Genomic DNA, 12,509 nt, shown 5'->3' on the forward strand with positions numbered 1-12,509 from the left:
TCCCTGAGAAAGAAGCGCATGAAGACCGCTGAGATCGCCCAGCGCTACCTCGACTACTTCGAGAAGAACGACCACGTCATCGTCCCGTCGGCGTCGCTCGTGAGCAACGACCCGTCGATCCTCTTCACGATCGCGGGCATGGTGCCGTTCATCCCGTACCTGAGCGGCCTCGTGCCGGCGCCCTACACGCGCGCCGCCGACGTGCAGAAGTGCATCCGCACGCTCGACATCGAAGAGGTCGGGCACACCGCACGACACGGCACGTTCTTCCAGATGCTGGGCAACTGGTCGTTCGGCGACTACTTCAAGGTAGGCGCCATCGGCTACGCGTGGGAGCTCCTCACCTCCGCGGAGTCCGACGGCGGCCTGGGCTTCGACGAGAAGGACCTCTGGGTCACCGTCTACGAAGACGACGACGAAGCCGCTGATCTCTGGCACCGCATCGCGGGACTGCCCGCCGAGCGCATCCAGCGCATGGGCAAAGAAGACAACTACTGGCACACCGGCCAGCCCGGGCCCGGCGGCCCGTGCTCGGAGATCTACTTCGACCGCGGGCCCGCGTATGGTCGTGACGGCGGGCCGGCCGTGGATGACAACCGGTTCACCGAGATCTGGAACCTCGTGTTCATGCAGGAGCAGATCACCAACGTGCGCTCGAAGACGGAGTTCGACGTCACCGGCCCTCTGCCGAAGAAGAACATCGACACCGGCATGGGGCTGGAACGCGTCGCCTTCATCAAGCAGGGCGTTGAGAACATGTACGAGATCGACCAGGTGCGCCCGGTGCTCGACCGCGCTGTCGACCTGTCCGGTCGCCGCTACGGCGCCGAGCACGGCGACGACGTGCGCTTCCGCGTGGTGGCCGACCATGTGCGCTCGTCGCTGATGCTGCTGTCCGACGGTGTCACGCCCTCGAACGAGGGCCGCGGGTACATCTTGCGTCGTCTCATGCGGCGCACCGTTCGAGCCATGCGTCTGCTGGGCGTCGACGAGCCGACCTTCCCCGAGCTGTTCACCGCCTCGCGCGATGCGATGAAGACGGCGTATCCGGTCGTCGCGGACGACTGGACGCGCATCTCGCAGTATGCCTTCGCCGAGGAGGAGACGTTCCTGCGCACCCTGGCCTCCGGCTCGACGATCCTCGATGTGGCGATCGATGAGACGAAGAAGGCCGGCAAGAGCGCCATCAGCGGTCCCGAGGCCTTCCTGCTGCATGACACCTACGGCTTCCCGATCGACCTCACCCTCGAGGTCGCGCAGGAGGCGGGGCTCGACGTGGACCGATCCGCGTTCGACACGCTGATGCACGAGCAGAAGTCACGCGCCAAGGCCGACGCCCGCTCGCGCAAGCGCGCGATCGCCGACCAGAGCGTCTACCGCGACCTCCGCGCGCAGGGCGAGACGGTCTTCTCGGGGTACACCGAGCTGGAGACCTCCTCGTCGGTACTCGGCCTCCTCGTCGACGGGCTGCCCGCACAACAGGCGGTGCAGGGGCAGATCGCCGAGGTCATCCTCGCCGAGACGACGCTGTACGCCGAGAGCGGTGGACAGGTGGCCGACAAGGGCATGATCGTGGGCCCCGGATTCGAGCTCGAGGTGCTCGACGTGCAGCGTCCGGTACCGGGGCTGGTCAGCCACACGGTCGAAGTGACACACGGCGAGGTCGGCGTCGGGCAGCCGGCGACGACGGTGGTGGATGCCGCGAACCGGCGTGCCGCCACGCAGGCGCACTCCGCGACCCACCTCGTCCACGCGGCGCTCCGCGACACGCTGGGCAAGACCGCGACGCAGGCCGGGTCGCTCAATCGTGCCGGGTACCTGCGGTTCGACTTCTCCTGGGGCCAGGCGCTCTCCGACGCGACCAAGAGCGAGATCGAAGAGATCGCGAACAACGCCGTGCGTGATGATCTGCAGGTGTCCACCCGCGTGCTGCCGCTGGCGGAGGCCAAGGATCTCGGCGCGATGGCGCTGTTCGGCGAGAAGTACGGCGACACCGTACGCATGGTCGACATCGGCGGACCGTGGTCGCGCGAGCTGTGCGGTGGCACACACGTGGCGACCTCCGGGCAGATCGGGCTCATCAGCCTGATCGGCGAATCATCCGTCGGTGCGTCGAACCGACGGGTCGAGGCTCTCGTCGGCCAAGATGCCTTCCGCGAGCTCACCGCCGAGCGGGCACTCGTGTCGCAGTTGACGAGCGCGCTGAAGACCCCGCGCGACCAGCTCGCCGAGCGCGTCGCCGAGCTGAGCGCAAACCTCAAGGCCGCAGAGAAGAAGATCGCCGCATTTGAGGCCCGTGCGCTGGCCGACCGCGTGCCGGCGCTGGCCGAGGGCGCCGTGCGCGTGGGGCCGCAGCGTGTTGTGGCGGCGTCCCTGGGCACCGCGGCATCCAGCGACGACGTCCGCTCGCTGGCACTGCAGGTGCGTGATCGGCTCGGCTCCGAGGGCGCTGTCGTGGCGCTGGGCGCCGACGTCAAGGGACGCCCCGTTGTCGTGGTCGCCACGAACGAGGCCGCGCGCGCAGCGGGCGCGAAGGCGGGTGTCCTTGCCAAGACGGCAGCCGGTGTGCTCGGCGGAGGCGGAGGCGGTCGTGACGACGTCGCCCAGGGCGGCGGGACGGATGCCGCAGCCCTGCCGCAGGCGCTTCACGCGGTGCGCGCGGCTCTGGAGACCGTGTGACCGACGCCCTGCGTGGCGTGCGTCTGGCCGTCGATGTCGGCAAGGCCCGCGTCGGAGTCGCCCGCAGCGACCCCGACGGGCTGCTGGCGGTCCCGGTGGAGACGGTGGCCCGCAAAGGGACGCCGATCGATCGGATCGCGGCGATCGCCGACGAGTACGAGGCGATCGAGATCTTCGTCGGGCTTCCGCTGAACCTGCACGGACACGACACACCGTCCACCGCCGATGCGCGAGAGTTCGCGGCGCGGCTGGCTGCGGCATCCACCGCCCCCGTCCGGATGATCGACGAGCGCCTGAGCACTGTGACGGCGCACCACGCCCTACGGGAATCGGGGCGATCCCAGCGTTCATCTCGTAGCATGGTGGATCAAGTCGCCGCGGTCGTGTTCCTGCAGCATGCACTCGACATCGAGAAGCGGACAGGGCAGCCCGCCGGCGATCTCGTACCCCCAGCGCAGGAGCCCGCCTGACATGCCCGAAGTCCGTCCCCCCGACGGTGAACCCGCCGCCGGCGTGCCTTTGACACGCCGACAGGCACGTGAACGAGCCGCCCGCTCAGATGCGGACGCCACGGCTGCGCGTGCACCCGAGCCGAGCCATGCGGCTGCGGCCGCGCCCGCTGCTCCGCCCGCAGTGGCTGCGGCATCCCCTCGTCCTTCGCGCGAAGATCCACACCGTCACGCCATGCCGGCGCTCGATGATCTCTTCACCGGGGAGACGACCACCGATAGCGTGGGGGCCGTGCCGCCGAAGAAGTCGAAGCGACAGAAGCGCAAGGGCTGCCTGATCGGCTTCCTCATCGTGATCGTCGTGCTCGGAGGCATCGGGGCCGGCGGACTGTACGTATGGCACACGTACGAGCCGCAGATCCGCAGCATCATGGGCTGGGAAGAGCCCAAGGACTACGAGCCCGGTCTCGCCCACGGTGAGGCCATGGTCACGATCAAGAAGGGTGACAACGGCGCCACCATCTCGAAGACGCTTGCGGATGCGGGAGTCACCAAGACCTCGGGCGCCTTCTACAGCATGCTCGTCTCGTCGGGGGCCAACCCGACGTTCTACCCCGGCGTGTACAAGCTGCAGAAGCAGATGACGTCGCAGGCCGCGCTGAAGGCGCTGCTGGACCCGGCGAGCAAGCTGGAGAACGCCGCACTCCTGCCGGAGGGCCTCACTGAAGATCAGACGCTCGATCGGCTGTCGGACTCACTGGACATCCCGCGGAAGGACTTCACCGCGGCCGTCAAGGACCCGAGCGACTACGGCGTCGATGCCGACAGTCTCGAGGGCTGGCTGTTCCCCGCGATGTACGATTTCAACCCCGATGTGACTGCGAAGGACGTCATCAAGACGATGGTCGAGCGCACGGTCAGCTCGCTCGACGAGGCCGCCGTGCCGGAGGCCGATCGTCAGCGCATCCTCATCATCGCGTCGATCATCCAGCGGGAGGCGCGCGAGGAGAAGGACTTCTACAAGGTCTCGCGCGTCATCGAGAACAGACTGTCTCCGTCGAACACCGAGACCTTCGGCAAGCTGCAGATGGACTCGACGGCGCAGTACGGCTACGGCGAGCTGCACGACGGCACCGCGAGTTCGTCGCAGGCCGCGCTCGACGACGACAACCCGTGGAACACCTACCTGCATGCCGGATTGCCCATCGGCCCGATCGCGAATCCCGGTGACCTCGCGATCGACGCGGCGATGCACCCGGCGAAGGGGCCGTGGCTGTATTTCGTCACCGTGAACATGGATACGGGTGAGACCGTCTTCAGCACCACGAACGCCGAGCACAGCAAGGCCGTGAAGCAGATGCAGACCTGGTGCGCCGCTCATCCGGACTCGGGATGCTGACCACGGGTGACCGGCTGGAGGTCTGGGGCGACCCGATAGCGCACAGCCTGTCGCCGCTCCTGCACGCGGCTGCGTACCGAACGCTCGGACTGGACTGGGCGTACGGCCGGCGGCGGGTGGGCGCGGCGTCGTTCGCGGGAGAGCTCGCGTCGCTGGGGCGGGAATTCCGCGGCCTGTCGCTGACGATGCCGCTGAAGGGCGCGGCGTTCGACGGCGCGGTGAGCCGCAACCGTCACGCCGAACTGACGGGCGCGGTGAACACCCTGCTGCTGGCCGACGACGGCCCACACGGCTTCAACACCGACGTGGCGGGGCTCGCCGCCGATGTCGCCGCGCACCTGGCCGCGCCGGTGGAGCGGGCGCGCATCGTCGGTTCGGGTGCAACGGCGACGTCGGCCCTGCTGGCGCTGGAGTCGTTGGGTGTCTCCCGGGTCGAAGTGGCAGCACGGCGACCCGAGGCGGTTGCGCGGCTGGCTCGCTTGGGTAAGGAGATCGGCGTCACCGTCGACGACGTCGGGCTCGACGCCCGCGCCCGTGATGCGGTGCCGCTGACGATAGCGACGCTCCCCGGCGGCGCCCCGCTCGCCCCCGACGTGGCGGACGCGCTCGCGCGCGAAGGGGGACTGCTGTACGACGTCGTGTACGGGCATTGGCCGACCGAGCTCGCCCGGGCGTGGGAGCGTCACGGCGGCCGTGCAGTCGCCGGGATCGGGATGCTGGTGCAGCAGGCGCTGCGCCAGGTACGCGTCTTCGCCACAGGATCGGATGAGAGACCTCTGCCGGACGAGCCCGCGGTGCTCGCCGCAATGCGCGCCGCCGTCACGGAGGTCTGAGCCCTGCGGCGGGCGTGGGAGACTGGAGGAATGCTCCGCGTGCTCACGGCCGGCGAATCGCACGGCCCCGAACTCGTCGCCCTCATGGAGGGACTGCCCGCCGGCGTCCCCGTCTCGCGTGCCGCGATCCAGGCGGATCTTGCGCGCCGCAAGCTCGGCTATGGCCGTGGCTCGCGCATGAAGTTCGAGGAGGATGAGCTCACGATCTCGGCGGGCGTCCGGTTCGGGCTGAGCATGGGCAGTCCCATCGCGGTGCGCATCGGCAACACCGAGTGGCCCAAGTGGACCGAGGTGATGAGCACCGAGCCGGTGGAGCTCACCGAGCGATCCCGTGGACGGGGCGCGCCGCTCACGCGCCCGCGGCCCGGGCACGCCGACCTCGTGGGTATGCAGAAGTACGGCTTCGACGAGGCGCGACCGATCCTCGAGCGCGCGAGCGCGCGCGAGACGGCGGCGCGCGTCGCGCTGGGTGCGATCGCCCGGGCCTTCCTCGCCGAGCTGGAGGTCGGCCTGGTCAGCCACACGCTGTCGATCGGTCCCGTCCAGGTGCCGGAGAGCGCCGCGCTGCCGACGCCCGATGACGTGGCGACGCTGGACGCCGATCCGCTGCGCTGCTTCGACGCCGCCACGAGCGAGCGGATGGTCGCAGAGGTGGATGCCGCGCGCAAGGACGGCGACACGCTCGGCGGCATCGTCGAGGTGCTCGCCTACGGTCTGCCGCCGGGGCTCGGGTCGCACGTGCAGTGGGACCGGAAGCTGGACGGCCGGCTCGCACAGGCGCTGATGAGCATCCAGGCCATCAAGGGCGTCGAGATCGGCGACGGCTTCGAGACCACGCGGCGTCGCGGCTCCGCCGCACACGATGAACTTTTCGCCACCGATGGCGGCATCGCCCGAGCAAGCGACCGCGCCGGGGGCACCGAAGGCGGCATGTCCACCGGCACGGTGCTGCGTGTGCGGGCCGGTATGAAGCCGATCGCAACGGTGCCGCACTCGTTGCGCACGGTCGATGTCACCAGTGGCGAGGCCGCCGGCGCGCACCACCAGCGGTCGGATGTGTGCGCGGTTCCCGCCGCCGGCGTCGTGGCCGAGGCGATGGTCGCTATCGTGCTCGCGGGCGCGGTGCTGGAGAAGTTCGGCGGCGACAGCGTGGCCGAGGTGCGTCGCAACCTCGACGCGTACCTGGCAGGCATCCCCGAGACGCTGCACACGACGGCATCGAGCGATCCGACGCTCCTCGAGCGATGAGCGGCCGCGCGGTCGCCCTCATCGGGCCGATGGGCGCGGGCAAGACCTCGATCGGGCGAAAGACGGCCAAGGCACTGCAGGTGTCGTTCACCGACACCGACATCTCGGTCGCTCGAGAGCATGGGCCGATCCCCGAGATCTTCGCGTCACAGGGCGAGCCGCGCTTTCGTGAGCTCGAGCGTGACGCGGTGCGTGAGGCGCTCTCGTCGGAGGGAATCGTCGCCCTCGGGGGCGGGGCGGTCCTGCACCCCGAGACCAGGGCGCAACTCGCGGCGCACCCCGTCGTCCTGCTGACGGTCGATCCACGCACGGTGGCCGGGCGGCTGCAGGGAACGAGCCGTCCCCTGCTCCAGGGCGAAGACGCGCTCGAGAACTGGCGACGGGTGATGGCCGAGCGCGAGCAGATCTACGCGGAACTCGCCGACGTCACGATCGACACCTCCACCGGGCACATCCGCGACATCGTCGACCGGGTTGCGACGTGGGTGCAGGAGCAATGGGCGCGTGACGCCCGGGAAGGATCGAAATGACCCAGACGACGATCACGGTTGCCGGAGACCGGCCCTACGATGTGACGCTCGGCCGCGGCATCCTGCTCGACACTATCGAGGGGACGCTGCCGCCCGCCGCGCGAAAGATCCTGGTCGTGCACCAACCCGCACTCGCGACGGCGGCGGGTCAGCTGCGCGATGCGCTGTCGTCGAGTGAGCGCCAGGTGCTGCTTGCCGAAATCCCGGATGCCGAAGCCGGAAAACGCGTCGAGGTCGCGGCGTTCTGCTGGCAGATCATGGGCCAGGCCGACTTCACGCGCACCGACGCGGTGGTCGGGTTCGGCGGGGGAGCCGTCACCGACCTCGCCGGCTTCGTGGCGGCCACGTGGCTGCGCGGCGTCGAGGTGGTGCAGTTGCCGACGTCGGTCCTGGCGATGGTCGACGCGGGGATCGGCGGCAAGACCGGCATCAACACCAACGAGGGCAAGAACCTCGTGGGGGCCTTCTGGCCGCCACGCGCCGTCGTGTGCGATTTCGAGCTCCTGGACTCGCTCTCCGACAACGAGCGCATCGCCGGGTTCGCCGAGGTGATCAAGGCCGGGTTCATCTGGTACCCGGAGATTCTCGATCTGGTCGAGAAGGACAGGTCGGCGGCTCTCGATCCCCAGTCGGACGCATTCGCGCGGTGCGTCGAGCTGGCGGTCCGCATGAAGGCCGAGGTCGTCGGCCAAGACCTGCGCGAAGCAGGTCTGCGCGAAGTGCTCAACTACGGTCACACGCTCGGTCACGCGGTCGAGTACGTCGAGAGATACCAGTGGCGGCATGGCGCGGCGATCAGCGTCGGCATGATGTACGCCGCCGAGCTGTCGCGGCTGGCAGGACGGCTCTCCGACGACGTCGTGGATCGACACCGCGACATCCTCTCGTCACTCGGACTGCCGACGACGTACCGTGCGAACGCGTGGAAGACGCTCCTGTCGACGATGCGCCGCGACAAGAAGGCGCGCGGCGACATGCTGCGCTTCATCGTTCTCGACGACATCGCGCGGCCGACGGTGATGCAGGCGCCCGACGAGTCGCTGCTGTTCGCCGCGTTCCAAGAGATCGGTGAGTAGCCACTGGCCCGCGCCCGTCCGGTTGCGACGCGAAATCTGCAGGTCGCATCCCCTCTGGAATGCCTCACCACTTGATGACTGAGGAACATCAACTGGTGAGGTTCCTGTAGCACTCCGTGACTCACCACTTGATGACTCAGGAACATCAACCGGTGAGGGGCTGGCGGAGTATGTCGGGGACACGAATTTCGGCGTCTGGGGCGGTGGCTCGGTGCGTGTCGGTGGTGGCAGGCAGAGTATGCGTATGTCGTCACATCATCAGAAACGCGACGGTCGAGCGTGACGCCTCGGCAGACGCGCACGGCACGGGGACGTTCGACATCTCCACGGCCGGGCTGCGACTCGCCGTCGTCGACGTCGATGGGCAACCGGGCGCGTCGATGCCCGATGACGTCTTCCACGATCGCGCGGGCGGGCGCCGGCCGGCACACCTCGACGTGCATGCGCGTCCTGAGAAGCCCACCATGAAGATGTTGCTGCGTGCCGCAGATCCGGTGCCTCCGGGCGGGGTCTGTCATCACCTCCGCGAAGAACGCGACAGGCTGCGGCGCAAGCGCGGTCTCGACGTGACGAGCGAGCAGCTCACGAGCAGCGTCGCTCGAGCACGGCGGTAGGGTGGTGCCGTGACAGTACCCCGCAGACTGCTCCTCCTGAACGGGCCCAACCTGAATCTGCTGGGCGTGCGCGAGCCCGACATCTACGGCACCGATACCCTCGACGACGTGGTGCGGACCGCGACGGATGCCGCATCCCGGCACGGCTTCGAGGTGCGCGCCGTGCAGAGCAACCACGAGGGCGTCCTGATCGACGCTATTCACGACGCACGCACCGACTGCGCCGGGATCGTGATCAATCCCGGCGGCCTCACGCACACCTCGGTGGTCCTGCGCGACGCGTTGTCCGGCGTCGCTCTCCCTGTCGCCGAAGTGCACATCTCGGACGTGTCGCAGCGCGAGGACTTCCGCCACTTCTCCTACGTCGCCGACGTCGCCGCGGTGCACGTCGTCGGCGAGGGCGTCGCCGGTTATGCGACGGCCGTGGATCTGCTCGTCGATGTGATCGCGGGCCGCGCCGAGGGCTGAGCTCAGGCCTTCACCGCCGCGCCTGCAGCACCCGCCGCACCCGCCGGGGCGTCGGCCGGCTGTCGCGGTCGCGCCGGCAGCGTCAGGCATACGCCGATAGCGACGACGGTGAAGCCCACCGCCCACCAGAAGGCGACGTCGAATCCGTCGGCGAGTGCGCCCAGCGATGTGCTCGACCCCACCGCCCACTGCAGAATCACGGCCAGCAGCGCCGTGCCGAACGCGCCGCCGAGTTGCTGCGCCAGGCGGGTGATGAGACTCGCGTGCGGAACCTGCTCCCGCTCCAGCCCGACGTAGGCGACGGCCATCACCGGGATCATGACGGCCCCGGTGCCGAGACCGCGCACCAGCAGCACCGCCATCAGCCACCAGAGGTTCGTCGTCGCATCGGCCAGAGCGAACGGGATGGTCGCAAGACCCATGACGACGAATCCGCCGATCGCGACGGCGCGGGCGCCGATCGTGTCGGTGAGCTTGCCGGCGAGCGTGCGGCTGAGCAGCGCGCCGACGCCCTGCGGGATCATCAGCAGACCGGCCGTGAGCACGTCCACGCCGTGCAGCAGCTGGAAGAACAGCGGCAGGAGCAGCATCGATCCATACAACGCTGCTCCCGAGAGGAACAGCACGGCCGATGACGAGGCGACGGGGCGCAGCCGCAGCAGACCGACGTCGATGAGCGCCGTTGCGGGGCGGCGCGACGACCGCCACGCGAACAGCCCGAGCAGCACCAGACCGACCAGCGCCGGGAGCCACACATCCAGGCGGCCGAACCCTCCGGGTTCGCTGACCCGCGACATCCCGTACAGCACACCGACCACTCCGGGGGAGGCGAGCAGCAGACCGACGAGATCGAGGCGAGCGCGGCCCGAGGGTTCGTCGTGCGGTACGAACTTCCACGCCAGCAGCAGCCCGATCGCGCAGAACGGGACGTTCACCCAGAACAGCCAGTGCCAGTCCAACCAGTTGAGGATCACGCCACCGATCGTCGGCCCGAGGATGGGTCCGAGCGCTGCGGGCAGGCTGACCAGGGCCATCAGCCGACCGAACGAGGCACCGCGCGGCACCTGCTGGATCGCCAGCGTGGCCATAAGCGGCATCATCAGACCGCCACCGACGCCCTGCAGGACGCGGAAGGCGATGAGACTCGGCGCGTCCCAAGCGAGTGAACAGGCGATGGATGCCGCGAGGAAGACCGTCAGCGCGATCATCCACAAGCGTTTGCCACCGATGCGTGACTGCGCCCAGCCGACGACCGGAATGGTGACGCCGAGCGCAAGCAGGTAAGCCGTGCTGACCCACTGGATGGTGCCGACCGAGACGTCGAGGTCGGTCGCCAGCGTCTTCAGCGCGATGCTCACGATCGTGCTGTCGAAGATGACGGCGAGGCCGCCGACGACGAGGGCGAGGGCCGTGACGACCGCAGTCCGGGGGATCGCCGGCGCGCTCGAGGGTGTGGACATGAGAACTCCTCCATAAGATACACGGCTGTATCTCTGAGTGGTGAGTGTACGCCGGTCGGATAAGATACACAAATGGATCTTGAACGGGATGCAGCACCGCTCCGCCGTCGCCGGGGCGAAGAGCTGGAACAGGCGCTTCTGCAGGCTGCGTGGGAGCAGCTGCTTGAGGGCGGCTACCAGGGGTTCACGATCGACGCCGTCGCCGACCGTGCGCAGACAAGCCGCTCGGTGATCTACCGACGCTGGTCCGACCGGGACGCCCTGCTGGAAGCGACGCTCTCGTACGGGCTGAACCTCGGGAGAGTGGAGACGCCCGAGACGGGCAGTCTGCGCGGCGACATGCTCGCGATGATGCGCACCTCCAACGCCGCGCGCAGTGCGATCGCTCCGCTCATGAGCGTCTTCATGGGCGCGTATTTCGCCGACTCCGGCCGCACTTTCGCCGACGTGCGACAGCGGGCATTCGGTGAGCGGACGGGAACGAGTGTCGATACGATCCTGGAGCGCGCGATAGCCCGCGGCGAGGTCGACCCCGCGCGCCTCACTCCTCGGGTGCGCACGGTGGCCGCAGACCTCTTCCGCCACGACCTGCTCATGACCGCGGCGCCGCTTCCCGACGACGCGATCGTCGCCATCGTGGACGAGGTGTTCCTGCCGCTCGTCATGGTCGACCGCGGCGCGAGCCGCGACATCCCGTAGAATCGGACGTCGGGTCTCGACACGGCCCCTACGAACTCACGAAACGGAACATCGCACATGGCATCCACCGCAGACATCCGCAACGGCGTCGTCCTCAACCTCGACGGCCAGCTCTGGAGCGTCGTGGAGTTCCAGCACGTCAAGCCCGGCAAGGGCGGCGCATTCGTGCGCACCAAGCTGAAGAACGTCGTGACCGGCAAGACCAACGACAAGACCTTCAACGCCGGCTCGAAGGTCGAGATCGAGAACGTCGACCGACGCGACTTCACCTACCTGTACAACGACGGCGACAGCTTCGTGTTCATGGACACCGCCGACTACGACCAGCTCACCGTGTCTGACGCGGTCGTCGGCGACGCCAAGAACTTCATGCTCGAGAACCAGGCCGTGACCATCGCGCTGCACAACGGCAACCCGCTGTACGTCGAGATGCCGGCATCGGTCATCCTCGAGATCACGTACACCGAGCCCGGTCTGCAGGGCGACCGCTCGTCGGCCGGCACCAAGCCCGCCACCGTCGAGACCGGATACGAGATCCAGGTGCCGCTGTTCCTCGAGACCGGCACCAAGGTCAAGGTCGACACCCGCACGGGTGACTACCTCGGCCGCGTGAACTGAGCCGGGCACCCCGCACACGATGAGCGCACGCAGCAAGGCGCGCCGCCGCGCGATGGACATCCTCTTCCAATCCGACGTCCGCGGTGAGCAGCTCGCGACGATCCTGGCCGCCGAGGCCAAACGCGCCGCCACCGAGCCCGCCCGTGAGGCCTCGTGGCTGTATGCACGCGAGATCGTCGACGGCGTGATCGACAATCAGGGCGAGATCGACGAGCAGATCACGACGTTCGCGAAGGACTGGTCACTGGAGCGGATGCCGGCGGTCGATCGCGCCCTGCTGCGCATCGGTGCCTGGGAGATCCTTTTCAACGACGAGGTGCCCACCGCTGTCGCGATCGACGAGGCCGTGGAGCTTGCGAAGGAGTTCTCGACCGACGAGTCGGGCTCGTTTATCCACGGCGTGCTCGCACGTATCGGTCGCTCGTCCTGATCTGAG

General features: G+C 68.6%; 13 protein-coding genes. 12 read left to right on the forward strand and 1 reads right to left on the reverse strand.

Going from position 1 to position 12,509, the window contains the following annotated elements; all coding sequences use genetic code 11:
* Positions 1 to 18 precede the first annotated feature (18 nt).
* The 9 genes from alaS (at position 19) to aroQ (ending at position 9,296) form a co-directional block, all read left to right on the forward strand.
* On the forward strand, positions 19 to 2,679 hold the full coding sequence (gene alaS, locus PU630_RS08160) for an alanine--tRNA ligase (RefSeq protein ID WP_275279868.1): 2,661 nt from the start codon (positions 19 to 21) through the stop codon (positions 2,677 to 2,679).
* Entirely contained in the window at positions 2,676 to 3,149 is a 474-nt protein-coding gene (ruvX, locus tag PU630_RS08165) for a Holliday junction resolvase RuvX (protein ID WP_275279869.1), read from the forward strand. The genes alaS and ruvX overlap by 4 nt, the downstream gene beginning before the upstream one ends.
* Before the next feature lie 214 nt (positions 3,150 to 3,363).
* Positions 3,364 to 4,527: an endolytic transglycosylase MltG gene (gene mltG / locus PU630_RS08170; protein ID WP_275279870.1), complete on the forward strand. Its 1,164-nt coding sequence runs from the start codon at positions 3,364 to 3,366 to the stop codon at positions 4,525 to 4,527.
* Positions 4,521 to 5,360, forward strand: coding sequence for a shikimate dehydrogenase (locus PU630_RS08175; protein WP_275280056.1), 840 nt, complete (start codon positions 4,521 to 4,523; stop codon positions 5,358 to 5,360). The genes mltG and PU630_RS08175 overlap by 7 nt, the downstream gene beginning before the upstream one ends.
* Positions 5,361 to 5,390: 30 nt before the next feature.
* A complete protein-coding gene (gene aroC, locus PU630_RS08180) occupies positions 5,391 to 6,608 on the forward strand; it encodes a chorismate synthase (RefSeq protein WP_275279871.1) in 1,218 nt (405 codons plus the stop codon).
* Complete coding sequence (locus PU630_RS08185) at positions 6,605 to 7,138, forward strand: shikimate kinase (RefSeq protein ID WP_275279872.1); 534 nt, start codon at positions 6,605 to 6,607, stop codon at positions 7,136 to 7,138. Before aroC ends, PU630_RS08185 begins: the two co-directional genes overlap by 4 nt.
* The gene (gene aroB / locus PU630_RS08190) at positions 7,135 to 8,214 is read left to right on the forward strand and encodes a 3-dehydroquinate synthase (RefSeq protein ID WP_275279873.1); all 1,080 of its coding nucleotides are present in this window, start codon (positions 7,135 to 7,137) and stop codon (positions 8,212 to 8,214) included. The genes PU630_RS08185 and aroB overlap by 4 nt, the downstream gene beginning before the upstream one ends.
* Positions 8,215 to 8,435: 221 nt before the next feature.
* A complete protein-coding gene (locus PU630_RS08195) occupies positions 8,436 to 8,828 on the forward strand; it encodes a hypothetical protein (protein WP_275279875.1) in 393 nt (130 codons plus the stop codon).
* 9 nt (positions 8,829 to 8,837) lie between these two features.
* Positions 8,838 to 9,296 carry a type II 3-dehydroquinate dehydratase gene (gene aroQ / locus PU630_RS08200; RefSeq protein ID WP_275279876.1) on the forward strand — a complete coding sequence of 153 codons (459 nt, stop codon included), beginning with the start codon at positions 8,838 to 8,840 and terminating at the stop codon, positions 9,294 to 9,296.
* 2 nt (positions 9,297 to 9,298) lie between these two features.
* Here the strand turns inward: aroQ and PU630_RS08205 are convergent, their stop codons facing one another.
* Positions 9,299 to 10,756, reverse strand: coding sequence for an MDR family MFS transporter (locus PU630_RS08205; RefSeq protein WP_275279877.1), 1,458 nt, complete (start codon positions 10,754 to 10,756; stop codon positions 9,299 to 9,301).
* 72 nt (positions 10,757 to 10,828) lie between these two features.
* Here PU630_RS08205 and PU630_RS08210 point away from each other — a divergent pair, with 72 nt between their 5' ends.
* Genes PU630_RS08210 through nusB form a run of 3 tightly spaced genes read left to right on the forward strand, consistent with a single transcriptional unit; the run spans position 10,829 to position 12,503 of the window.
* Positions 10,829 to 11,455 (forward strand): TetR/AcrR family transcriptional regulator, encoded by a 627-nt coding sequence (locus PU630_RS08210; RefSeq protein WP_275279878.1) that lies wholly within the window; start codon positions 10,829 to 10,831, stop codon positions 11,453 to 11,455.
* Between the two features lie 57 nt (positions 11,456 to 11,512).
* Complete coding sequence (gene efp, locus PU630_RS08215; protein WP_275279879.1) at positions 11,513 to 12,073, forward strand: elongation factor P; 561 nt, start codon at positions 11,513 to 11,515, stop codon at positions 12,071 to 12,073.
* Between the two features lie 19 nt (positions 12,074 to 12,092).
* Entirely contained in the window at positions 12,093 to 12,503 is a 411-nt protein-coding gene (nusB, locus tag PU630_RS08220; RefSeq protein WP_275279880.1) for a transcription antitermination factor NusB, read from the forward strand.
* The last annotated feature ends 6 nt before the right edge of the window (positions 12,504 to 12,509 follow it).

Source organism: Microbacterium horticulturae, from assembly GCF_029094505.1.
GTDB lineage: Bacteria > Actinomycetota > Actinomycetes > Actinomycetales > Microbacteriaceae > Microbacterium > Microbacterium horticulturae.

Coding starts and splice junctions, on each gene's coding strand:
- nusB (WP_275279880.1), top strand. CDS start 12,093: ATGAGCGCACGCAGCAAGGCGCGCCGCCGCGCGATGGACATCCTCTTC.
- PU630_RS08185 (WP_275279872.1), top strand. CDS start 6,605: ATGAGCGGCCGCGCGGTCGCCCTCATCGGGCCGATGGGCGCGGGCAAG.
- aroC (WP_275279871.1), top strand. CDS start 5,391: ATGCTCCGCGTGCTCACGGCCGGCGAATCGCACGGCCCCGAACTCGTC.
- PU630_RS08175 (WP_275280056.1), top strand. CDS start 4,521: ATGCTGACCACGGGTGACCGGCTGGAGGTCTGGGGCGACCCGATAGCG.
- aroB (WP_275279873.1), top strand. CDS start 7,135: ATGACCCAGACGACGATCACGGTTGCCGGAGACCGGCCCTACGATGTG.
- PU630_RS08205 (WP_275279877.1), bottom strand. CDS start 10,756: ATGTCCACACCCTCGAGCGCGCCGGCGATCCCCCGGACTGCGGTCGTC.
- alaS (WP_275279868.1), top strand. CDS start 19: ATGAAGACCGCTGAGATCGCCCAGCGCTACCTCGACTACTTCGAGAAG.
- mltG (WP_275279870.1), top strand. CDS start 3,364: ATGCCGGCGCTCGATGATCTCTTCACCGGGGAGACGACCACCGATAGC.
- PU630_RS08210 (WP_275279878.1), top strand. CDS start 10,829: ATGGATCTTGAACGGGATGCAGCACCGCTCCGCCGTCGCCGGGGCGAA.
- efp (WP_275279879.1), top strand. CDS start 11,513: ATGGCATCCACCGCAGACATCCGCAACGGCGTCGTCCTCAACCTCGAC.